General features: G+C 50.9%; 21 protein-coding genes. 5 read left to right on the top strand and 16 right to left on the bottom strand.

The features are described from left to right. Positions 1-303: 303 nt before the first annotated feature. The 3 genes from DXA87_RS12760 to DXA87_RS12750 form a co-directional block, all read right to left on the bottom strand. Positions 304-2,208: an ABC transporter ATP-binding protein gene (locus tag DXA87_RS12760; protein WP_117504718.1), complete on the bottom strand. Its 1,905-nt coding sequence runs from the start codon at positions 2,206-2,208 to the stop codon at positions 304-306. Then, a complete protein-coding gene (locus DXA87_RS12755; protein ID WP_117504716.1) occupies positions 2,205-3,938 on the bottom strand; it encodes an ABC transporter ATP-binding protein in 1,734 nt (577 codons plus the stop codon). The genes DXA87_RS12760 and DXA87_RS12755 overlap by 4 nt, the downstream gene beginning before the upstream one ends. A 97-nt stretch (positions 3,939-4,035) precedes the next feature. Continuing rightward, positions 4,036-4,458 carry a MarR family winged helix-turn-helix transcriptional regulator gene (locus DXA87_RS12750; RefSeq protein WP_117504714.1) on the bottom strand — a complete coding sequence of 141 codons (423 nt, stop codon included), beginning with the start codon at positions 4,456-4,458 and terminating at the stop codon, positions 4,036-4,038. A 593-nt stretch (positions 4,459-5,051) separates the two neighbouring features. Between DXA87_RS12750 and DXA87_RS12745 the strand changes: the two genes are divergently transcribed. Further along, positions 5,052-5,534, top strand: coding sequence for a DUF2798 domain-containing protein (locus DXA87_RS12745; RefSeq protein ID WP_117504712.1), 483 nt, complete (start codon positions 5,052-5,054; stop codon positions 5,532-5,534). Between the two features lie 310 nt (positions 5,535-5,844). On the opposite strand, the gene DXA87_RS12740 is transcribed toward DXA87_RS12745, so the two are convergent. Both DXA87_RS12740 and DXA87_RS12735 read right to left on the bottom strand, forming a co-directional pair. Further along, a complete protein-coding gene (locus DXA87_RS12740; protein ID WP_117504710.1) occupies positions 5,845-6,531 on the bottom strand; it encodes a DUF6198 family protein in 687 nt (228 codons plus the stop codon). A gap of 481 nt (positions 6,532-7,012) precedes the next feature. Continuing rightward, the gene (locus DXA87_RS12735; protein ID WP_117504708.1) at positions 7,013-7,582 is read right to left on the bottom strand and encodes a GNAT family N-acetyltransferase; all 570 of its coding nucleotides are present in this window, start codon (positions 7,580-7,582) and stop codon (positions 7,013-7,015) included. A 323-nt stretch (positions 7,583-7,905) separates the two neighbouring features. On the opposite strand from DXA87_RS12735, the gene DXA87_RS12730 reads away from it, so the two are divergent. After that, positions 7,906-8,820 (top strand): AEC family transporter, encoded by a 915-nt coding sequence (locus DXA87_RS12730; RefSeq protein ID WP_117504706.1) that lies wholly within the window; start codon positions 7,906-7,908, stop codon positions 8,818-8,820. On the opposite strand, the gene DXA87_RS12725 is transcribed toward DXA87_RS12730, so the two are convergent. Beyond that, positions 8,810-9,484: a TetR/AcrR family transcriptional regulator gene (locus DXA87_RS12725; protein ID WP_117469325.1), complete on the bottom strand. Its 675-nt coding sequence runs from the start codon at positions 9,482-9,484 to the stop codon at positions 8,810-8,812. The two genes, DXA87_RS12730 and DXA87_RS12725, sit on opposite strands and share 11 nt — an antisense overlap. 322 nt (positions 9,485-9,806) lie before the next feature. Here DXA87_RS12725 and DXA87_RS12720 point away from each other — a divergent pair, with 322 nt between their 5' ends. Continuing rightward, positions 9,807-10,916: an aldo/keto reductase gene (locus tag DXA87_RS12720; protein WP_117469599.1), complete on the top strand. Its 1,110-nt coding sequence runs from the start codon at positions 9,807-9,809 to the stop codon at positions 10,914-10,916. Positions 10,917-10,937: 21 nt separating this feature from the next. Further along, a complete protein-coding gene (locus DXA87_RS12715; RefSeq protein WP_117504704.1) occupies positions 10,938-11,468 on the top strand; it encodes a DUF3877 family protein in 531 nt (176 codons plus the stop codon). A 152-nt stretch (positions 11,469-11,620) separates the two neighbouring features. Here DXA87_RS12715 and DXA87_RS12710 read toward each other — a convergent pair whose 3' ends face one another. From DXA87_RS12710 to DXA87_RS12700, 3 genes are all read right to left on the bottom strand, one after another. Beyond that, positions 11,621-12,589: an L-lactate dehydrogenase gene (locus tag DXA87_RS12710; protein WP_117504702.1), complete on the bottom strand. Its 969-nt coding sequence runs from the start codon at positions 12,587-12,589 to the stop codon at positions 11,621-11,623. Between the two features lie 286 nt (positions 12,590-12,875). After that, a complete protein-coding gene (locus tag DXA87_RS12705) occupies positions 12,876-14,372 on the bottom strand; it encodes a hypothetical protein (RefSeq protein ID WP_117504700.1) in 1,497 nt (498 codons plus the stop codon). Beyond that, complete coding sequence (locus DXA87_RS12700) at positions 14,369-15,211, bottom strand: RNA methyltransferase (RefSeq protein WP_117504698.1); 843 nt, start codon at positions 15,209-15,211, stop codon at positions 14,369-14,371. The genes DXA87_RS12705 and DXA87_RS12700 overlap by 4 nt, the downstream gene beginning before the upstream one ends. Before the next feature lie 182 nt (positions 15,212-15,393). Here DXA87_RS12700 and DXA87_RS12695 point away from each other — a divergent pair, with 182 nt between their 5' ends. Then, entirely contained in the window at positions 15,394-16,764 is a 1,371-nt protein-coding gene (locus DXA87_RS12695; protein ID WP_015554093.1) for an MATE family efflux transporter, read from the top strand. Here DXA87_RS12695 and DXA87_RS12690 read toward each other — a convergent pair. The 7 genes from DXA87_RS12690 to DXA87_RS12660 all read right to left on the bottom strand — a co-directional run bounded on the left by DXA87_RS12690 (position 16,761) and on the right by DXA87_RS12660 (position 22,962). Further along, a complete protein-coding gene (locus DXA87_RS12690; RefSeq protein ID WP_117469330.1) occupies positions 16,761-17,117 on the bottom strand; it encodes a cupin domain-containing protein in 357 nt (118 codons plus the stop codon). The two genes, DXA87_RS12695 and DXA87_RS12690, sit on opposite strands and share 4 nt — an antisense overlap. Before the next feature lie 129 nt (positions 17,118-17,246). After that, positions 17,247-18,257 (bottom strand): 3-deoxy-7-phosphoheptulonate synthase, encoded by a 1,011-nt coding sequence (aroF, locus tag DXA87_RS12685; protein WP_021903916.1) that lies wholly within the window; start codon positions 18,255-18,257, stop codon positions 17,247-17,249. Positions 18,258-18,732: 475 nt separating this feature from the next. Then, positions 18,733-19,335, bottom strand: a complete 603-nt coding sequence (locus tag DXA87_RS12680) for a cytidylate kinase-like family protein (RefSeq protein WP_117504696.1) — start codon at positions 19,333-19,335, stop codon at positions 18,733-18,735. A gap of 169 nt (positions 19,336-19,504) precedes the next feature. Next, positions 19,505-20,215, bottom strand: a complete 711-nt coding sequence (locus DXA87_RS12675; RefSeq protein ID WP_015554098.1) for an ABC transporter ATP-binding protein — start codon at positions 20,213-20,215, stop codon at positions 19,505-19,507. 13 nt (positions 20,216-20,228) lie between these two features. Further along, positions 20,229-20,990, bottom strand: a complete 762-nt coding sequence (locus DXA87_RS12670; RefSeq protein ID WP_181968539.1) for an ABC transporter ATP-binding protein — start codon at positions 20,988-20,990, stop codon at positions 20,229-20,231. A 1-nt stretch (position 20,991) separates the two neighbouring features. Further along, positions 20,992-22,068: a branched-chain amino acid ABC transporter permease gene (locus DXA87_RS12665; RefSeq protein ID WP_117504694.1), complete on the bottom strand. Its 1,077-nt coding sequence runs from the start codon at positions 22,066-22,068 to the stop codon at positions 20,992-20,994. 9 nt (positions 22,069-22,077) lie between these two features. Then, positions 22,078-22,962: a branched-chain amino acid ABC transporter permease gene (locus tag DXA87_RS12660; protein ID WP_021904194.1), complete on the bottom strand. Its 885-nt coding sequence runs from the start codon at positions 22,960-22,962 to the stop codon at positions 22,078-22,080. Positions 22,963-22,970 lie beyond the last annotated feature (8 nt).

Here is a 22,970-nt window from a genome sequence, read left to right as displayed (position 1 = left end):
CATTGCATTTGACGATTAAACTGCCGGACGAACAATCCTGCCCTCCGCCCTTAGCATTCTTCTGCAAGCTTAGAGGAAACCTCCCGGAATTCCTCAAGACCCGGGACCGGAGGGGTACCGGCGCGTCCCCCGCCACAATGAATCAACCCACAGAACCTGCCCTCACATATTCTTCCATATACATAGCTACAAAAAAGCCTGCCCCACCAGCATTCTATTTGCCAGTGCAGCAGGCCCTTTAAAATACGTTCTAAATTACATTCCAAGTCAACATCTAAGCTGAAATCTACAGGCTAAGAGCCATCATTCCAACTCAAACGCCCCAGTATATAACTGATAATACACACCCTTCTGCGCGATCAACGTATCATGATCCCCGCGCTCAATGATATGCCCGTGATCTAAAACCATGATCGCCTTACTGTTGCGTACCGTAGAAAGTCTGTGGGCGATCACAAACACCGTGCGTCCCATCATCAGGTTGTCCATGCCCTCCTGAACCAGCGCCTCCGTTCTCGTATCGATCGAGCTCGTCGCCTCGTCTAAGATCATCACGGGTGGATCCGCGACAGCTGCTCTCGCGATGGAAATGAGCTGTCTCTGTCCCTGGGAAAGGCTGGCACCGTTGCCGGTCAGCATCGTATTGTAACCTTCCGGAAGTCTCTGGATAAAATCATCCGCATTTGCAAGTCTTGCAGCCGCCATACATTCTTCATCGGTGGCATCCAGCCGTCCATAACGGATATTCTCCATAACCGTACCCGTAAAGAGATTCACGTCCTGAAGGACAACGCCGAGAGACCGCCTGAGATCCGGTTTCCGGATCTTTGTGATATTGATCCCATCGTACCGGATCTTGCCGTCCGGAATATCATAAAACCGGTTGATCAGGTTCGTGATGGTCGTCTTACCGGCACCTGTGGCGCCGACGAAGGCGATCTTCTGACCGGGCTTCGCGTAGAGTGTGATGTCATGAAGCACAAGCTTCTCCGGCGTGTATCCGAAATCCACATCCTCTAAACGGATATCGCCCTTTAAAGGAGTATAAGTGACGGTTCCGTCCGCCTTATGCGGGTGTTTCCATGCCCAGATTCCGCTCTTGTCGTTTGTCTCTTTTAAGACGCCGTCAGCGCCCCATTCCGCGCGTACAAGAGTCACATAACCCTCATCTTCCTCCGGCTCCTCGTCGATCAGCGCGAAGACACGGGAAGCGCCCGCAAGACCCATGGCGATCATGGAGACCTGCATGGAGGCCTGACCGATGGTCTGGGAGAGCTGTCTTGCCATTCCAAGGAAGGAAACGATCACTCCGATGGTGAGGACTGCCTGCCCACTGAGACTGATATTCGGAGCGGAAAGATATACGAGGAGTCCGCCGACGATGGCGAGGACCACATACATCAGGTTTCCCACGTTATTTAAGATCGGCATCAGGGAGTTGCCATAACGGTTTGCCATCTCACCGTCGGAGAATAGCTGTTCATTTAATTTGTCGAAATCTTTTTTACATTCTTCCTCGTGGCAGAAGACTTTTACGACCTTCTGTCCCTGGATCATCTCTTCGATAAAGCCCTCTTCTCTGGCAAGAGATTTCTGCTGTGCCATCATGTAGCGGGAGCTTGCGCCGCCGAATTTCTTCGTGACGGTCAGCATGAGAGCGGAGAAAAGGCACACAATGATCGTCATCCAGACGCTGTAATAGATCATCATAAGGAACATGACGGTGATCGTGAGGGAAGACTGGAAGACCATCGGAAGCGACTGGCCGATCAGCTGGCGGATCGCATCCGTATCGTTTGTGTAGGTACTCATGATATCGCCGTGGGCGTGGGTGTCAAAATATTTGATCGGCAGAGACTGCATCTTATCGAACATGTCCACACGCAGGTGCTTTAATGTCCCCTGTGTTACGGTCGCCATGAGGTGGGTGTAGGTGAAGGCAGCCGCGACACCGAACACATACAGGGTGACCATTGAGAGGATCGTCTGTATGAACGGCTGCCGGATGCTCTCAAATCCGTTCTCCAGTCCCGGAAGAATGCAGGTATCGATGAGCCGCTGTAAAAATACGGTCTGGACCACGGAGGCAGCTGCGGCAATGATGATGCAGATGATCACGGTGATCATGTACACCCGGTAGTTCTTGTAAATGTAGCGGAGCAGGCGGCCGAAGGTGCCATTTTTCTTATTCTGTTTTTCCATGATCATGCCTCCTTGCTCTTTGTCTGGGAATCATTGACTTCTCTGTAAATACCGTTTAAGGCGAGAAGCTCTTCGTGGGTTCCGGATTCCACGATCCGCCCGCCATCCATGACGAGGATGCGGTCTGCATCCTGAACAGAGGAAACACGCTGGGCGATGATGATCTTTGTGGTGTCCGGAAGCTCATGTTTAAATGCCTGACGGATCAGGGCATCTGTTTTAGTATCCACAGCGGAAGTGGAATCGTCCAGGATCAGGATCTTTGGTTTCTTTAAGATCGCTCTCGCGATACAGAGACGCTGCTTCTGGCCGCCGGAGACGTTCGTTCCGCCCTGTTCGATATAGGTGTCATATCCATCCGGGAATTGTGTGACGAACTCGTCCGCCTGCGCTAATCGGCATGCGTGGATCAGCTCCTCGTCTGTGGCGTTCTTATTACCCCAGCGGAGGTTTTCCTTGATCGTTCCGGAGAAGAGGACGTTCTTCTGGAGAACGACAGCCACAGCGTCACGGAGGGCCTGAAGATCGTACTCACGCACATCGCGTCCACCGACCTTCACCGCGCCCACCGTCACATCGTAGAGACGTGGGACCAGCTGGATCAATGTTGTCTTTGCGGAGCCGGTACCGCCGATGATACCGATGGTGGAACCGGACGGAATCTTAAGATCAATGTCAGTCAGGGCAAATTTTTTGTTCTTTCCGGAATAGCGGAAGGAAACATGGTCGAACTCGACGCTGCCGTCTTTTACGTCCGTTGCTCCGTTTTCCGGGGATCGTAAAACGCTCTCATGATTCAGGACTTCGGCAATACGGTCGCCGGATTCCTGGGCCATGCTGCACATAACGAATACCATGGACAGCATCATCATGGACGTGAGGATCTGAACGCCGTAGCTGATCAGGGAAGAAAGTTCCCCGGTGGAAAGCTCGCTGCCTCCGGTGCCGATGATGAGCTTCGCGCCGAAAAAGCTTACTAAAAGCATTGAAACATAGATGCAGAAGGTCATCACCGGGTTATTTAAGGCGAGGATCTTTTCTGCCATCGTGAAGTCTTTTCGCACCTCCTCGGCAGCGTTTTCAAATTTCTCCTTCTCGTAACCTTCGCGGACGAAGGATTTTACGACACGGATGCCGCCGACGTTCTCCTGGACGGAGTTATTTAAGGCATCGTATTTCTTGAAGATCCGCTTAAAGATCGGGTGGACATAGAAGAAGATGCCAAACAGTGCCGCTGCAAGAACCGGGAGAAGTGCCAGAAAGATGAAGGACATCCGGACATTGATGCTCATGCTCATGATGACGGAAAAGACTGTCATAAGCGGGGCACGGACTGCCATACGGATCAGCATCTGGTAGGCGTTCTGAACGTTCGTGACATCCGTCGTCATCCTCGTAACAAGAGAGGAGGAGGAGAACTTGTCGATGTCTGCGAAGGCGAAGTCCTGGGTCTTAAAGTAGAGATCTCTTCTTAAGTTCTTCGCGAGTCCGCACCCGGCTGTGGCAGCCGCTCTCGCCGAGAGAACGCCGAAGAGCAGGGAAAGGGTCGCAAGGACCAGTAAGAGGGCGCCGTATTTTAAGATCGGTGCCATGGAAGATCCGGTCATGTCATCGATAAGCTTAGACATGATGAGAGGAATCGTACATTCCAGAATGACTTCCATGGTGACAAACAGCGGTGTCTCGATGGACACGCGTTTGTACTGGCGCACGCTTTTTAAAAGTGTTTTAACCATGAATGATTTACCTCGTTTCCATATAAAATTTGCGATCCCGCAAAAGCTCCTGATGCGGAGAACATGCAGGTTCTGCAGGTGGGACCCGTCCGGATATTCAGGACATATTTCGGATCATCTGGTTGATGACCCTGAAAAACACGGCGAGATCCTGGGGAGATATTCCGGAGGTCAGACGATCTTCGGTTTCTTCCAGACTCTGGTGGATCAGTTCCTGATACTGCATGGCTTTTTCAGTAGCGACAATGCGTTTTAGGCGGGCATCATAAGGAACTGCCTCACGGTAGATCAGTCCGTTTTTTTCCATATCCTTTAAGAGCTTTGTGGCGGTCGGTGGTCTGAGACTGTACTCCTCTTCGATATCTTTCTGGAAGACATCGCATTCCTGCCCGCGCGCCAGAATAAAATGTAGCGTTTTTCCCTGTGCGCCGCTTAATGTACCATGAAAAGAAAAGGTACTGAAGTGCCTGCGGATCAGGTTGGAGAGCATTCCCACACTGCGTCCAACGGTTTCTTTCATAGATCAAGTTCCCCCTTATACCCACCACCCAAAAGAGGTGGGAGTCTTCTCGACAGAGATAAAAAGCTGTGATTTGATCGTCTGCCGGATACTTAGCAAACTAAATTATTAGCTTGCTAAGAATAATAAGGCTTTTGTGGGGGAATGTCAATGGGAAAATTGTGAAGAAACTGTGATCGATGATGAAAAAGCTGAGGTTTGCGGAAGAAAGTGGGGACAGCTTTAGAATCCCATGGATGCCATGATGGGGATAGGATGAATGTGAATAATGAAATGCGAGAATTGGGACAAAGTTTTGTGCAAGTATACAAAATTGGTGTTTTGTGGAAAAAAGTACTTACGAAGCGATAAAGAAATATTGTATACTGCGTTCACATAGAGATTGAGAACGCAGTGAGATGTACACGAAAAGAGCAGTGGAGTCGCAACGAGTTTTGTTGGCTTCGCTGTTTTTTTCTGTCATATGCCCGGAAGAAACGGTCAGAGACGGTTCTTACAGATGATGATCTGAGTGAAGAAGTTCTGATACGGCTTTCGGGGAAATATCCACATCGTTTTCACAGAAATTTATAGGTTGAAAAAGGAGAAAATGTATGCCAAGAAATAAGAGAGAAAGTCTGATCTACACAGTATTAATGTGTTTTACCATGGTGCTCTGGATGAGCATCTACAACGTAACACTTCATATGGGAGCGTTAAACCTCACAACAATCCGTGAGGCCTGGATCGGATTCCCGATCGCCTATGTGTTCGCGATGTGCATGGACTGGTTTGTGGTCTCCGGACCGGCGAAGGGATTCGCGTTCCGTTTTCTTGTAAAGCCGGAGAGTCCGGTGCTTCACAAGGTGATTGCGGTTTCCTGCTCCATGGTGGTTCCGATGGTTATCATCATGTCCCTCTACGGTGCCCTTGAGGGATGCGTAAAGGGCGGAAACTTCAGCCCTCTGCTGCTCATCTGGCTCACGAATATCCCAAAGAATTTTGTAATGGCACTGCCGTTCCAGCTCATCATCGCGGGACCGCTTGTCCGCAAGGTGTTCCGTGGCGCATTTCCGGAAGGGACTGTGTTAGCGTAAAGAATTCAGAAAAGAAAGCTGCGGTACAAATTGCGGCGTAGATAAGAAAAGCCGTGTGGTCTTTCTCTGTGATAGGATTATGAACCTATGGGGGAAAAAGCTCAGGCGGCTTTTTATATAGAAAATTTAAATGTATTCACTGAAAAATTTCTTTAAAACGGACTGCTTCCTATTTTAGATTGGAGAGCTGCAAGAGTGGGCTGCTTTATGATTCTGCCTAAAATTATGAAGTTTAAATGCGAATTCGTAAGCATATGGAAAATTATAAGGTAGGAGGAGCAACATGAATACAGACAAAGTAATACAGGACCTAAACCGCAGATTTGCTGCGTTCTGTGAGGAATGACACAAACCGGAAGTGTCTATCCAGTATATTGCCTATCATGCCGATGACCTTACCCATCGTAAACGCGGCGAGGATCGTTCCGATTCCAAGCCCTTTGATATGACCGAGGAAACAGAAAGTCAGTCCCGCGGTCACGGCGAGACAGGTCACGTCGAAGGTGATCTTGACTCTGGAGTATGGAACCTTCAGAATATCGGCCATTTCTCGAGGAAAGAGGTCTGTCGGGATGATCGGAAGTCCGCAGCGGTTGGAGAGGGCAATTCCGAGGCAGATGACGAGATAGCTCACGATAAAATAGACGATCTGGTATCCGATCCCCATCGTGAGGCCCGCGAGGGCGGTCTTATATACATCTAACATCTTACTGAAGGCGAAGCCTACAACGAAGCTGAAGAGGTATGTAGGAACAAACTTTTTCCGTAAGATCATGAGGGCAGCTACGAGAATCCCCTGAAAGATATAAGTCCAGGTTCCGAGCGTCAGAGCCGGGAAGGATTCAGAAAAAGCGTACGGAACGCTGGAGATCGCCGAAATTCCGGCACCGGAGTCCAGCATTAAGACAACACCGAAACTGTTGATCAAAATCACAATAAGAAGAGCAAGTTCACCGCGCCAGACAGGGCGCTTGTCAGTTCGTTCATTCGTATTCATGTCACATCTCCTGTAAGCTTATATTATGTCAAAATCGAACGTTTACCATTGTAGCGTGCTAAAACAAGATGTGCAAGTCCTTTTTTTCATCTAACCAGTATATAGTGCAGAGAAGACTCCAGATATAGATCACATGAATGAAAAGTGTTTGTAATTACGTTCTTTATCCAGTTAATTCTCAGTATGGAGAAAGCAATTAAGCACAGGACACAAAAGCAGAGAGAGTCAGTAATTTCTTTCTTAATTCAGCCAATACACAGCGCAGGGAAGACCTGGGGCACGGACCGCCTGGGTGAAGGGAGCTGGTTTCCTCTTGGCTCGCCGGAGAATGCGTTGGAGGACATGTGCCGCTTGTCTGAGCGAAGCGAGTTGTGGCACATGTCCTCCGTCCTTAGCATTCTTCGGCAAGCTTAGAGGAATCCTCCCGGAATCCCTCAAGTGTCCGCGCCCCAGGCCCTCCCTGCGCGTACCTCTCGCCATATTATTCGTTATAGGAATATGGCTTTACCGCCGCCTGATCCGATGTATGTTCCCCAATAATCTTCTCCATCCAGATCATATCGTACCACCGGTTAAACTTATACCCACAGTTTTCAAAAGTCCCGCAAAGCCGGAACCCAAGATGCTCATGGAACCGGGCACTGTTCTTATTTAAATACTCGTCCTCAACCTTCGGGTATCCGATGCAGGCGTAAAGATTCAGAACTCCCATGTCTTTGAGCCGCTCAGCCAGAGCTTCATAGAGTTTTCTGCCAAGCCCGCATTTCTTCGCGTTGTGATCCAGATAGATCGTGAGCTCACTGGCCCAGTCGTAGGCGGCGCGCCCGACGAAAGGATGGGCGTAAGCGTAGCCTTCGATCCTGCCGTCACGTTCGATGACGAGATAAGGATATTTTTTCATGATATCGATCATGCGGTTCTCGAATTCTTCAAGGGAAGGGACATCGTATTCAAAGGTGATTACGGTGTTCTCTACATAATAGGTGTAGATCTCAAGGATTCTCGGAGCGTCGGATAATTTCGCGTTTCTTACTTTGATGTTGGTTTCCATGTTGGGACCTCCTTTGTGAGATGGTATAAATTGGGGTTATTGTACCACTGATAGGGAACGGTGACAAGATTTTATATCCGGACGGGCGGGCAGAAGGGAGATGGATTGGTTACTGTACACGGGTAGGAATTTTCTGAACTGAAAATTCCGTACAATACAGTGGTAGTAGTGGATTTTGCCGATTTGGAATGCGAAGCATCGGCAAAATCAGTTACTGTTTGCGCAAGGCGTGAACAGTAACATAGATTGGTGAAAGTGAAGAGATTGACAAAATCGGAGGGGAAGCAGTACAATAACGCCAGTTTGTAATAAAGGAGTACGTGATGGATTTTACAAGTTTGTTTAATATGCAGGGAATGATGTTCTGCATCCTTGCGCTGGGATGGTATCTCAGGAAGAGCGGGATGATCGATAAGAGCGGGAAGGCGCTGCTCAGCAGTCTCGTGATGAATGTGACGCTTCCCGCGAGCATCGTGAAGTCGTTCCAGATGGAGTTCAGCGCGGATATTCTGAAGCTGACGCTGGAAGTGATCGTGATCTCGTTTTTGATCCAGATCTTTTCGAATCTTTTAAGCCGTGTGCTGTATCCGGGCTGGAGTGAGGAGAGCAAAAAGGTTTTGCAGTACGCGACGATCGTCTCAAATGCCGGTATCCTCGGAAACGCCATCGCTGAGGGAATCTTCGGAGATCTGGGAATCATGTATGCGGCGGTCTACACGATTCCGACGAGAATCTTTATGTGGTCGGTGGGACTCACTTATTTTACGGAGGCGCCGACGAAGAAAGAGCTTTTAAAGAAGGTCGTGACACATCCGTGTATCATCGGAATTTTTACCGGCATGGTACTTCTGGTATCCCAGTTCCAGCTTCCCGGATTTGTAAACCAGACAGTCCGGACGGTCGCTGGGGCGAACACGTTCTGCGCGATGCTTCTGATAGGATGTACGCTCGCGGAAATCCCGTTTAAAGAGGTGTTCACGAGAGAAGTTTATTACTACACGTTTATCAGGCTGTTCCTGATTCCTGTCATCGTTCTGGCGGGCTGCCGTCTGTTTCACATTGATCAGCTGATCACAGCGGTCTGTGTGATCCTGTCCGCGATGCCGGCAGCGAGCACGAGCGTCGTTCTCGCGGTCAAATATGGAAAAGACGACCGCCTTGCAACGAAGATCGTTGTCTTTTCGACGGTCGTCTCACTGATCACACTTCCGGTCTGGTGCTATATTCTTACGGTATGACGCAGGAATTTTCTCCGGCAGGACCGGAGAGATAGAACCAGAGGTTCATTCGGATAAATTCATACATGTTGAGCCGGAAATCACGTTTTTTATATGGGATTCCGGCTATTTTCATAGCCTCCAGCATAACCGGATTGGAGTGGCAGCTTCCACATAGACCGGCAGCATGGTACAGGACAGATAGGAAGACTTCACTGGCATCATGGGAGCTAAGGCCGAGACGGACTTCCATGAGCCTTACAAAGGCATCCCGGCGTGCATGGTAGCTTGTTTTGAAGCTGGCAAGGCGGCATGCAGTGACATGGACCTCGATGATCGTACAGAGGATATCGCTGTAGCGGAGATAGTCACGGTGCGCGTTCAGGACATCTGCCCAGGCAGCAGCCCATTGATCCGGGGTAAATGGTTTCTCATCGGGAAATGCTGCGAACAGATCGTCAAAATAGGACTGCATTTTATCGGAGCAGATCTCAAGATAGATCTCTTCCTTCGTCGTTACATATTTATAGAGGTTTGCCCGCGTCCAGGACAGCCTTCCGGCAATGGTGGAGAGGGTGATCTCCTGATAGGGGACAGAGCAGAAGAGCTCGTCCGCCGCGGCCTTGATCTCGGCCATTCTGGCCTGTTTCTGTTCTTCACTTCGCGCTCGCACGAAATCTGTCATGGAATTCACCTCCTGAAGGTCTGATGTAGTTCCCGGCGATCAATAGGATCCGGTCGGCCGGTAGAAATCTGAAAGTTAGTTTAAACTGACCGCAGATAGTATGCTATCATCATTATAATTGATTTCCATTCGCTTGACAAGGGAGTGGGCGTATGCTATCATCAAAATAAGTTACAAGATGTTACTTAACGCAGCGGCGGGCGTTGCCGGACCGTGAAAAGTGGACGACGGATCAGCCGGAGAAAAGGCAGGAGCATGATTGGGACGCAGCGGTGAAGACATTCACCGCCCGTGCCGGATCTATTCAGAAAAGGAGAGCAGCATGGATAAGATTAAAAAGAATTTTGGTTTCGGATGTATGCGTTTCCCTATGATCGGGGAAGAGATCGATGAGGCGCAGGTTTCCCAGATGGTGGATTATTTTCTGGATCAGGGCTTCAACTACTTTGATACGGCTCACGGCTACATCGGTGAGAGAAGTGAGCTTGCGGTCAAAAACTGCCTGACGAGCCGTTATCCGAGGGAGAGCTACATTCTTACAAATAAGCTGACGGCCGCTTATTTTGAGAAGGAAGAGGATATCCGCCCGTTTTTTGAGTCACAGCTGGAGCGCTGCGGTGTGGACTATTTTGATTTCTATCTGATGCATGCCCAGGGAATGGGAAACTATCCGAAGTTTAAGGAGTGCCATGCGTATGAGACGGCTTTAACCTTTAAGGAAGAGGGGAAGATCCGCCACTTTGGAATTTCTTTCCATGACCGCGCGGAGGTCCTTGAGCAGATCTTAACGGAGTATCCGCAGATCGAAGTCGTCCAGATCCAGTTTAACTATGCGGACTTCGATGATCCGGCAGTTCAGGCCGGGAAATGCTATGAGATCTGCAGAAAGCATGGAAAACAGGTGATCGTTATGGAACCGGTCCGCGGCGGAAGCCTTGCGAATCTTCCGGATGACGCGAAGGCAGTCTTTGAGGAGCTTCACGGCGGCAGTCCGGCTACCTATGCGATCCGCTACGCGGCGGGATTCCCGGGTATCATGATGGTCCTCTCCGGAATGAGCAGTCTGGAGCAGATGAAGGAAAATGTGAGTTTCATGAAGGACTTCAAACCCCTTGATGAGAGGGAGATGAAGGCGGTCGAGAAGGTGCGCGAGATCTTCCGCGGAAAGAACCTGATCCCGTGTACCGAATGCCGCTATTGTGTCGACGGATGTCCGAAGAAGATCTCGATCCCGGATCTGTTTGCGTGCATGAATGCGAAGAAGACCTACCAGAATACGAATTCCAATTTTTATTATGGAATCCACACACGGAACAACGGAAAAGCGTCGGATTGTATCAAGTGCGGAAAGTGCGAGAAGGTATGTCCGCAGCATCTTGAGATCCGCAAGCTGCTCTGTGATGTTGCGGATGTATTTGATGTGAAGGCGTAAAAAGAAGGAGAATTTGGCAGGATGGGATTTCGAAGACTGGAAGAGAATCTGATCGATCTGGTGAAGGAGCAGCAGGCGAAGCTGGGATTCCGGCCGGAAGTGATACGACTTTATTATCCGGTGTCCACGCTGAACCATTTTTTCGGGAGTGAGGACACAGCGGAGGAGATGAAGGTGCGTCTGAACGGTCTTGGGGCGCATATGAAAAAGACATTGGGAGAAGTCCGCGTGACGGCGAAGGGAGACCGGTTCTGTTTCCTGATTCCGGAGACCGGAAGTGTCTATGTGCATGAGCAGATGAAAGGGCGGGAATTTATTCAGGATCTGGTGGATCTTGTCGGGACGCATGGATGCAGTCTTGAGGAGATCAGAGAACTCTTCCGTCAGTGGTCCGCAAAGCCGGTGTTTGAGAAGATCGAAGATGGAGATTTCGACTGGGTCTTCTATTTTGCGGATGGGATTCCGGACCGGTATTATTACTGTTTTAAGGATGAGGGCTGTCATCTGATCTACCACCGGTTTTTGCCGGAGGATTACGCGGAATTACAGTAGATGTAAAAAAAGCTCGCGAACAACGAGCCAAAGTCCGCGCTTTCGCGAGACCTTGGCGACTGTCGCGATAACAAGGGGAAACTCGCGAAGCGTGTTTTCCCTTGTCTTAGGTTAAAAATCTGCCGTTGCTATGCCGGGCAGATAATATAAGGTTAGTTGGTGGCTGTGGAGAGATCAAGCTCTGCAGCTATTTTTTTCAGGGTCTCGGCGGATTCCCGGAGTTTTTCTGCTTCCTCTGCGTCCAGTGAGATTGGAACGTGGGTCTCGATCCCGTTGAGTCCTACGATCGCCGGCATGCTGAGGGAGATGCCGCTGATCCCGTATTCTCCATGCATCATGGAGGAGATCGGGAGAATGGAACGTTCGTTTCGGATGATGCATTCGCAGATCCGTTTGACGCTCATGGCGATCCCGTAGTAGGTGGCCTGTTTTTTGGAGATAATGTCGTAGGCGCTGTTTTTTACCTCTTCGGCGATGCGGTCCATGGCGGCATCATGGTTATAGTGGCCGCGCATCTCACAGAAGGTGTTTAACGGGATTCCGGATACGTTGGTACTGCTCCACGCGGCGATCTCGCTGTCACCATGTTCACCGATGATGAAGGAGTGGACGCTGCGGCTGTCGACACCTAAATGTTCACTTAAGGCATATTTTAAGCGGGCAGTGTCTAAGACCGTGCCGGAACCGATGACACGGTTTTCAGGGAAGCCGGAGAGCTTCAGGGCCGTGTAGGTCAGGATGTCTACCGGGTTGGAGACGATGAGGAGAATGCCCTGAAAGTCCCGTCTGGAGATCTCCGGAATGATGCTTTTATAAATGGCTACGTTTTTATGGACGAGATCCAATCTTGTTTCGCCTGGTTTCTGATTGGCGCCGGCGGTGATGATAATGATGGCGGAGTCGGCGATGTCATCGTAGGTTCCGGCATAGATCTTCATCTGACCGGCGAAGGGGATCCCGTGGGCGATATCCTTTGCCTCGCCGTCGGCTTTTGCTTCGTTGGCGTCTAAAAGGACGAGCTCGGAGAAAAGGCGGCTCTGCATAAGAGTGAAGGCAGTGGCGGAGCCAACGAAGCCGCAGCCGATGATCGCTGCTTTTCTTGGGTTGATAGTCTGAGTCATATGGGGTACCTCCTGTATTTGCAAAATGGTGTTGGTTTGGTAGCTGTTCAGTAGGTCTGCGCACTCGCTGCGCTGACCGTAATAAAACACAGGCTTGAAGGCAAAAATCCCATCGGCGAAGCCGATTTGGAATGGATTTTTGCATGTAACTGTGAGGCACTGAACAGTTACTTGGTTTGCTATGCGATGGGCTTAGTATAGCATAACCAAAATATAATGTATGTTGTGTATACAACGAAAATGGAAGAAATTGTTAAAAAAATAACAGAAGGTCAAAGTTTAAAATTTACTCGTTGTAGGAACCGGTCGTGATCGTATATTTGCCAGTACCCTGCACAAATACAGTGCCGTCTGTGCCGGCGATCGTCACGCTTTTGCCGTCAGCCCCTGTGATGGAGCCGTTACAGGTGAGGGAGGTGACAGTGCTGTTTCCGGTTACGGTCCAGGCGGAGAGGGCGTCTATGGTGACGTCGCAGGTTCCGTCTCCGCCGTCACCGGCGTTTGTCTCGTCCTGAAGGATGGCGCCTGTTAAGATGGTGCCGTTTGTGAGCTTCAGATCGAGATTACTGATGCTATCCCAGAGGATATCGCCGCTCATTTCCTGAGAATCTGCGGTAAAGGTGCAGTCAGCACCATTTTTTCCGGACTGACCCCAGCCGCGTTTGTTGGCATTTCCGGTGCATTTTAAGAAAAAGTTATTGGACGGGGAGTAGGTGATGTCCACATTCTTAAGATAGAAGGAACTCTCCGTGTTTGTCGTATAAAAGAGGCCGCCGTTTAAGGAGGTTAGGCTACCACCGTCCATGGAAAATTTGCTTTCGCCGACTTCTGAGTCACCGGACATGCTCTGATAGAGGATGACGGTCCAGTCGCAGTCATTCTGTTCATTTTCCGGAATGTTTCCGGAGAGAGAGCAGTTTGTGAGAGAAAGGGAGTTCAGACCCTCGATGCAGACAGCCTCAGAGTTTTCAGCAGTGAGCGCCGCGTTGTTGACGGTAATGTCGGCAGTACAGTAGACTGCCGGGGAGCCGGTTCCCCTGGAGGTGTAGGTTCCGCCGGTTACCGTCATGGTACCGCCGCCGCGGTCGCTCCGGATCGCTGCGGAGGATTCACCGTTTGTCTCAACGGTGAGGTTGGTGGCAGTGAGTGTGCCGCCGCCTGCCACATGGATACCGCCGGAGGTATCCTGTTTTGTGGTGATCGTGGTGTCGGATACGGCGACATTGCCGTCGCCGTAGCTGAAGACACCTGCACCGCCTTTTGCATCGGTGGTGATGGTGCCGCCGGTCAGTGTCAGGCTGCCGTTGGTGGCAAGTGCCGCGGCACCGGTTCCGTAAAAGCTGGAATCATCGCCTCTGGTGCTGTCAGCGGAATTGCGGTCGATCGTGAAATTTTTTAAGGTGATGTTCGCACCTTCGGTGACGAGAACTGCGCTCTCATCGGTTCCTGTGGAGGTGTAGGTCTTTCCGTCCTCCTCAGTATCGGTGGAGTAGCTTGAGACTGCCGTATAGGATGTCGGAGCAGCGTTCTGTCCACCCGGACCTCCGTTTCCGTCGTCCGGCGGTGCCTGTTTTCCATCCGGACTTCCCTGAGCCCCATCCGGCGGATTTCCGGGTTTATCGGAGTTTTTGTCTTGAACGCCGTCCGGTTTGTCAGCCGGAGCGGAGTCGGACGTTTCGGTCACCTGCGCGGTGCCAGCGGTGGAGTCAGTGGCTTTTTGACCGCATCCTCCGACCATAAGAGTACCTGCAAGAGCTATGCAGAATAATGCCTGTTTTTTCATGATATCAGATCCTTTCTGTTTTTCGTCAGTTCCCAAAATGCCACCGCGCTGGCTGCCGCCACATTCAGCGAATCAACCCCATGGGCCATCGGGATCATGACCGTATGATCGCACCCGCCGATGGTTGCGGAGGCGAGGCCGTCCCCTTCTGTTCCTAAGATCACGGCAAGTTTTTCGGCAGCCAGAAGCTTTGGATCATCAATGGAAACGGAATCTTCCTTCAGCGCCATGGCAGCCGTCTGAAATCCCAAAGATCGGAGTGTTTCAAGTCCGCCGCAGGAGAGATCCGCGTTTTTCGGAAAACAGGTCCACGGAATCTGGAAGACAGTTCCCATACTGACTCTGGCGGCTCTCCGGTAGAGGGGATCGCTGCAGCCGGAGGTCAGGAGCACCGCGTCCATTCCAAGGGCCGCGGCAGAGCGGAAGATCGCCCCGATATTTGTGGGATTCATGACATTCTCAAGGACAGCGATCCGGTGTTTTCCCTCACAGATTTCCGCCACAGACGGCAGGATCTTTCGCTTCATGGCGCAGAGCAGGCCGCGGGTTAAGGCAAAGCCGGTGAGATTTGTCAGTAGATCGAATTTTGCGGTGTACACAGGAAGCTCCGGGTAAGCAAAAAAGAGCTTCGGGATCAGGTCGTCGGCCTGTTTTTCTTCGATGAGGACAGCGAGCGGTTCATACCCGGCATTGAGGGCGCGCTCGATCACATTCGGGCTTTCTGCGATGAAGATCCCCGGTTTCGGTTCGTTGATATGGAAAAGCTGGGACTCGGAATATCTGGAAAAAAGATCGAGTTCCGGCGCTGTGAGATCAGTGATTTTTTTGATCTGCGGCATAAGAAAAATCTCCTTTGGTTTTCATAAGATCAGGGACCGTTCCGTCACTTGACATCCCTGGTCATACATGATACGATTATTTTAGTTACAATGTGTCACTTAAACGACAAAAGTCCGTACTATGCGGACAATACCTGAAGCATATGAAGGACGAATGGTCTGATACTGAGGGAGGAAATGGCATGGGATTAGTCCGGAAAAGGGCAGGAGCCGGTAGTGGGAAGAAGGATGGGAATCTGACAGAAGGTCCGATCGGACGAGGACTTTTCAGGTTTATGATCCCGATCTTTTTAGGACAGCTTTTACAGCAGCTTTACAATATGGCGGATGCCTGGGTCGTCGGAAATTTCGCGAGCAATGATGCCTTCGCGGCGGTGAGCTTATCATCAAATGTGAATATGTCGGTGATCACGTTTTTTGCCGGGATCGCTGTGGGCGGCGGTGTCGTGATCTCGAAATATTTCGGGGCACAGGATGAGGAAAAATTACGGTGCGCGGTACACACAAACTTTCTTCTGGGAATCGTGTTCTCGGTTTTCGCGACGCTCATCGGTTTGTTTTTTGTTCCGATCCTTCTCGGCTGGCTCAACACGCCGGACAGCGTGATGGTGGAGGCGAGACTGTACTTCGGAATCTATTTTGCCGGTGTCTCCACCGTCATCATGTACAATATCTGCATGAACATCATGAGGGCAGTGGGGGACAGTGTCCATCCCCTGTATTATCTGATCTTTTCTTCTATAGTGAATATGATCCTGGATCTGATCTTTGTGGCGGGATTTCAGTGGAGTGCCGCAGGCGCTGCTGTTGCCACGGTGATCGCCCAGGGATTGAGTGTTTTATTATGCATGATCCGCATGGTGAAGGATGGAGGGGCTGCGACGATCCATTTTAAGGAGCTTCGCTTCAATGGCTCCATGATCCGTCAGGTGATCACACAGGGACTTCCGACGGGACTTCAGAACTCCGTGATCAGTGTCGGAAATCTTGTGGTCCAGTCAAACATCAATACCTTCGGAGCTTTTGCAATCTCCGGACAGGGGGCCTTCGCGAAGCTTGAGGGGATTGCCTTTCTTCCGATCATGAGCATGTCCATGGCGCTGACAACCTTTGTGAGCCAGAATCTCGGTGCCGGGAAAGCGGACCGCGCGAAGAAAGGTTCCGTGATGGGTGTGGCGTTCGGAATGGCAATGGCGGAGCTTGTAGGAATCTGTCTTTTTATCTGGGTTCCGATCCTGCTTCGGATCTTTGTGGATGTGCCGGAAGCGATCGAATTTGGAACGATCCACGGAAGAACGGTTGCCTTATTTTTCTTTTTGCTGGCGTTCTCCAACTGCGCGACGGGAGTACTCCGCGGCGTGGGAAAATCCATTGTCCCGATGTTCACGATGCTGATCTGCTGGTGCGGTATCCGCGTGCTCTACGTGACGATCGCGATCCGGATCATTCCCGTCTTCCGGACGATCTCCTCAGCGTACCCGCTGACGTGGACGCTGAGTTCGATCATCTTTATCGTGTTCCTGCTTCGAATGGACTGGGACGCGCGGGTTTAGATCTCTTTTCCACGCTCATTGATCACAAGTGCCATGATCTCAAGCGGCTCATCAAAAGGATTTTTGATCGCGTGGCTCTGGCCAACCTCGATGACACAGACATCGCCCGGGTGGATCTCGGTCTCGGTGTGATCGTTGTCCTCAAAGATTCCCTTTCCCTTGAGAACGTAGTACGGCTCGGTGTTTTCCACATGCTGGTGGAATCCGATGCTGGCGTGGGCCGGGATGATCACGTGGGCGTACATGGACGCGTGACCCATGAGCTCATCCTTGTTTAAGATATGACGGATCTCGATCGTTCCGTCGCCTCCGCGCAGATTTGGAACAAAAGCAGTTTCAGTGTTTCTGACCATCGTGTGAACCTCCATGAATCTTAATAGTCTGCAACCGTCCGGCAGGCCGGCGCATTTCCAGCGCCGACCTGCCGTTTCATTGCGGTGTGATTTAAATATTATACTGCATATTCAGGAAAAGAACAACGATTAACCGAGAGAGTGGAAGAAATCCGCAGCTTTATCGACTTTTTTCATCAGATGGTCGAACATTTCCGGCGTCAGGGACTGGGCACCGTCGCAGAGGGCTTTCTCCGGGTTATTGTGGACCTCGATCATGAGACCGTCGGCTCCGGCTGCGATAGCTGCCATGGCAAGGGGCTCCACCATGAAGCGGATGCCTGCCGCATGGCTCGGGTCGACGATGACCGGAAGATGGGTCTTTTTCTTTAACATCGGGATCGCGGAGATATCCAGCGTATTTCTGTAGGAAGTCTCAAAGGTGCGGATGCCGCGCTCGCAGAGGATCACCTTCTCATTTCCACCTGCCATGATGTACTCCGCACTCATCAGAAGCTCGTCTAAGGTGTTTGCAAGACCGCGTTTTAAGAGGATTGGCTTGTCGATCTTTCCAAGGACTTTCAAAAGCTCGAAGTTCTGCATGTTTCTTGCGCCGACCTGTATGATGTCAACGTCGTCGAAGAGCGGAAGATGCTCCGCGCTCATGATCTCCGTGACTACCGGGAGACCGGTGGCTTTCTTTGCCTCTAAGAGAAGGTCAAGACCCTGCTCGTGAAGACCCTGGAACGCGTACGGGGAAGTTCTCGGTTTGAAAGCACCGCCGCGGAGGAAGGCTGCGCCGGAACGCTTCACGTCCTCAGCAACCTCTGTGATCTGCTCCTTTGTCTCGATGGAGCAGGGGCCTGCGATGACCTGAAAGCTGCCGCCGCCGATCTTTCTGCCGCAGACATCGATGACTGTGTCCTCCGGGTGCATGGAGCGGTTTGCCTTTTTATACGGCTCACGGATCCTGCGGACGTCCTCAACGACATCGTTGGCTTTTAACCAGTCTTCATGGATCTGGCTTGTGTCACCGATGAGACCGATGAGGGAGGCCTCGGTTCCTTCGGAGAGATGGAGCTTAAATCCCTGATTTACAAGCTCTGTCTTTAAGTTCTCTACTTTCTCTTTGTTGGCATTTCTTTTTAAAATAATGATCATAATCTTATTCTCCTTTATATGACAAGTTTCGGTTTGGTCTGCTTATAAAAACGCTCTGGAAAACGGATATTCCTGTATTCAGCTGGTACCGTAGCCGAAAAAAAGGAACTGCTTCATGCATACGTTTGTGGGTATCCGGAAACAAAAAAGCCGGTGTCTGCTGCAATCGCAAACACCGGCTCCGCATTTTCCTTTACGTTTCCTGAAGTCCTAAAGACCTTCGGTCGGAGAGGGTTGTTTTTTGCAGCAGAAACAGTCCGCGCAGTAATAATAGCCCGGAAAATAATAAAAAGAATAGGATGCAAAAAGATTCATCATCTGGTTCTTCATATCTGCTGTTCTCCTCTCTGAAGATTACCGCCGGATTCATTCTCTCCGGCTGCTGAAGCTATCATAGCGCTGTCGGGCGGATTTGTCAACAGAAAAATTCAATAAGTTGAAGTTTTACGCTTTTATGCAATAAAGAGAATTCCTGCTATTCCAAAGTGACTGAATTCGCAATGATCTCCACACACCGCTCGATCCCGAGTGTACCGCTGTTTAAGCAGAGGTCATAGTTTTTCGGTTTGCCCCACTCATTTCCGCTGTAATACTGGTAGTAATCCCGTCGCTTCGCGTCCACGGCGCGGATGCGGCTCTCGAGTTTCTTTATATCTTCAGGCTCCTTTTCAAGCCTCTGGATCCGCTCCACACGCTTTTTGAAGCTGGAGCAGATAAAGATGCGGAAAGCGTCCTCGACGATCACATCGGAGCATCTGCCGATGATCACACAGGGACCGTTTGCGGCAAGGCGCTGGATGATCTTCGACTGGATCACGAAGAGCTGGTCGGAGACCGGGACTTCGTATACAGGTGAGAAAGGATCCACAGTGGCATAATCATCGTAGTTGATCCGTTTCTGACCGGCGATCACTTCATCGTTCGCATGAAAAAGATCTTCCGAGATATTGCTGTCCTCGGCCGCCATGGCGATGAGTTCTTTATCGTAAAAAGGAATGCCGAGTTTTTTTGCGAGACGAAGACCGACCTCGCGGCCTCCGCTGCCGAGCTCGCGGCTGACTGTAATGACTTTGCTCATAATATCTTCCTCCCCTGTACATGATTTTTCTTCTTTATTCTGCACAGTTTCAGTGCTGTCTGCTAAGAGTATACCATAAAATTCGTCAAAACGTTACATGATTTTCATGGATTCATATATTTGTAAGAAAAAAATACGGTCTGTGCCAGGCACAGACCGTAACTTCTGATCATTCACTTAAATAAGCCTTTTTGACCTTATCATCATTCATAAGTTGCTTCGCGTCGCCGCTCAGAACGATCTTACCGGTCTCCAGTACATATGCCTGATTCGCGATGGAGAGCGCTTTTTTCGCGTTCTGCTCGACTAAGAGAACCGTCACGCCGTCGCGGTTGATGCTCTGGATGATGTCGAAGACTTCATTTACATAGATCGGGGACAGCCCCATGGACGGCTCGTCGAGAACGATGAGCTTCGGATGGCTCATGAGGGCGCGTCCCATGGCGAGCATCTGCTGCTCACCGCCGGAGAGGGTACCGGCCGGCTGGTTCACACGCTCCTTTAAACGCGGGAAACGCTGATAGATCATATTGAGCGTCGCATCCATCTCTGCCTTATCTTTTCTTGTGTAGGCACCGAGCTTCAGATTCTGGAGAACGGTGAGCGTGGAGAATACACGGCGTCCCTCCGGAACATGGGCGATTCCCATGCTGACGAGCTTGTAGCCGGGGATCTTTGTGATATCGGTTCCTTCGTACATGATATGTCCGGAACGGGCGCTCAAAAGACCCGTCACGGTGTGCAGTGTTGTCGTCTTTCCGGCACCGTTGGCACCGATCAGAGCGACGATCTCTCCCTGATTTACATCGAAGGAGATTCCTTTTAACGCCTGGATCACGCCGTAGTAGACTTCCAGATCTCTTACTTCTAACATTGCCATGATTGTTCTCCTCCTATTCACCGAGATAAGCTTTGATAACTTCCGGATTGCTTAAGACTTCCTGAGTAGGACCTGTGCAGAGGACCTGACCAAAGTTTAAGACGGTAAGACGCTCACAGATACCGCTGACGAGCTTCATATCATGCTCGATTAGGAGGATCGTCATTCCGAAATGGTCGCGGACGAAGCGGATCGTGTCCATCAGCTCTGCGGTCTCGTTGGGGTTCATGCCGGCAGCCGGCTCATCGAGAAGAAGAAGCTTCGGCTCCGTCGCAAGGGCGCGGGCGATCTCGAGCTTTCTCTGTTTTCCGTAAGGAAGGTTGGAGGCCTTGAAATCACATTCTCCCTCAAGTCCGAATACCTTTAAGAGTTCCATGGCTTCCTCATCCATCTCTTTTTCCGCCTTGTAGTACCGCGGAAGGCGGAGGATTCCCTCAAGAGTGGAGTAGGTGTGGTGGTTGTGAAGTCCTGCCTTTACGTTGTCGAGAACGGAAAGATCCTTGAAAAGGCGGATGTTCTGGAACGTACGGGCAATACCGGCTTTGTTGATGTCGGTAGTGGACTTTCCTGTAAGGTTCTGGCCGTCTAAGAGGATCGTTCCTGTATCCGGCTTGTAAACGCCTGTCAGGAGGTTGAAGATCGTGGTCTTGCCGGCACCGTTCGGTCCGATGAGACCGTAGAGCTGGCCTTTTTCAATGTTGATGGCAAAATTATTGACAGCCTTTAAGCCTCCGAAGGAGATGCTTAATCCTTTTACACTTAACATGTCTGACATTTTAAGCTTCCTCCTTTCCGGAATGGGCAGCATGCTGCGGTTTTAAGCCGCCGAAGATCCGCTTACGGAGCGTGATGAACTGCGGAGCGGAGTTGAAGAGCATCGCGAGGATCAGGACGATGGCGTAGATCAGCATACGGTAGTTGTTTAAACCTCTTAAAAGCTCCGGGAGCAGGTAGAGGATAACGGTTGAGATCACGGATCCACGGATGCTTCCGATTCCGCCGAGAACCACGTATACAAGGATCATGATGGACATGTTGTAGCCGAAGTTCTTCGGGAGAGCAGTAAGTGTCGTAAGGTTGTGGGCATAGAGAACGCCTGCAACGCCTGCCAGAGCAGCGGAGATGCTGAAGGCCAGCAGCTTGTATTTTGTGATGTTGATTCCGATGGACTCAGCGGCGATGCGGTTGTCACGGATGGACATGATCGCGCGGCCGGTTCTGGAATTTACAAGGTTCATGACGATGATCAGTGTGATCAGGACAAGAATGATGCCGATCGTGAAGGTGGCTGCCTGCGGGGTCCCTGTGATCCCCTGAGGACCCTTGATGAGGACCTCGCCGCCATCCTTTAAGCCTAAGGACATGGAGTCCTTGAAGGAGATGTGGAAGCCGTCAGCGTCGCGTCCGAGGAATACGGCGTTTACAAGGTTCTTGATGATCTCGCCGAAGGCAAGAGTCACGATGGCGAGATAGTCACCGCGCAGACGCAGGACCGGGATGCCGATCAGAATGCCGAAAACGGCAGCAACGGCAGCGCCGACAAAGATGGCGATCACAAGACTTACGGTCGGATCGATCACGCCCTTCATGCACTTGGAAAAGAGGGCACCGGAGAAGGCGCCGACACACATGAAGCCTGCGTGTCCGAGGCTCAGCTCACCGAGGATTCCGACGGTCAGGTTTAAGGAAACCGCCATGATCACGTAGATACAGAAAGGAACGAGGAGTCCCTTTAAAAGGCTGGATACATGTCCGGTGCCCATGAGCACTTCCATGATGATCCAGGCAGCAACGACCATGCCGAGCGTGATCATATTGTTGATAAAGATTTTCTTTTTTGCTGTACTTTTCATGGGAATCACCTACACTTTCTCGTTCAGTTTTTTGCCCAGGATTCCGGTCGGACGTACTAAGAGGACGATGATCAGGACGGAGAATACGATCGCGTCGGAGAGCTGGGAAGAAATATATGCTTTTGACAGGATCTCAATGATTCCCAGAAGGATTCCGCCGATCAACGCGCCGGGGATGGAACCGATTCCGCCGAATACGGCTGCCACGAAGGCCTTGATGCCTGGCATGGATCCTGTGTAAGGAGTCAGGGACGGATAGGCGGAGCAGAGTAAAACACCGGCCACGGCAGCGAGGGCGGAGCCGATCGCGAATGTGAGCGCAATGGTTCCGTTTACGTTTACCCCCATCAGGGTGGCGGCACCGCGGTCTTCCGATACGGCGAGCATGGCCTGGCCGGCCTTCGTCTTGTTGATAAAGGTGGTAAGTCCGATCATGATCACGATACAGGAAACGATCGTCACGAGAGTCTCACCGGTCACTGTGATGGCACCGTCCGCGAACTTCAGAGCCGGGATCGTCACGACAGAGGTGAAGGACTTTGTGTCGGCTCCGAATAAGAGGAGTGCGACATTCTGTAATAAGTAGCTGACGCCGATGGCCGTGATCAGGACGGACAGAGGAGAAGCGTCACGCAGCGGTTTGTAGGCGACACGCTCAATGACGATACCGAGCACGGTACACACGATGACAGAAAGGAGAACGCTTAAGAAGACCGGCATTCCCATACTGTGTGTCGTGATAAAGACCACGTAGCTTCCGACCATGATGATATCGCCATGGGCGAAGTTTAACATTTTCGCGATTCCATAGACCATGGTGTATCCAAGCGCGATGATCGCGTAGACACTGCCAAGGCTGATTCCATTGATTAAGTAGTTGATAAAACCCGTCATAAATTTTA

The sequence above is a fragment of the Desulfotomaculum sp. OF05-3 genome (assembly GCF_003435535.1).
Classification (GTDB): domain Bacteria; phylum Bacillota; class Clostridia; order Lachnospirales; family Lachnospiraceae; genus Pilosibacter; species Pilosibacter fragilis.
The sequence above is the reverse complement of the archived record's forward strand: the minus strand, read 5'-3'. Positions and strand labels throughout refer to the sequence as shown.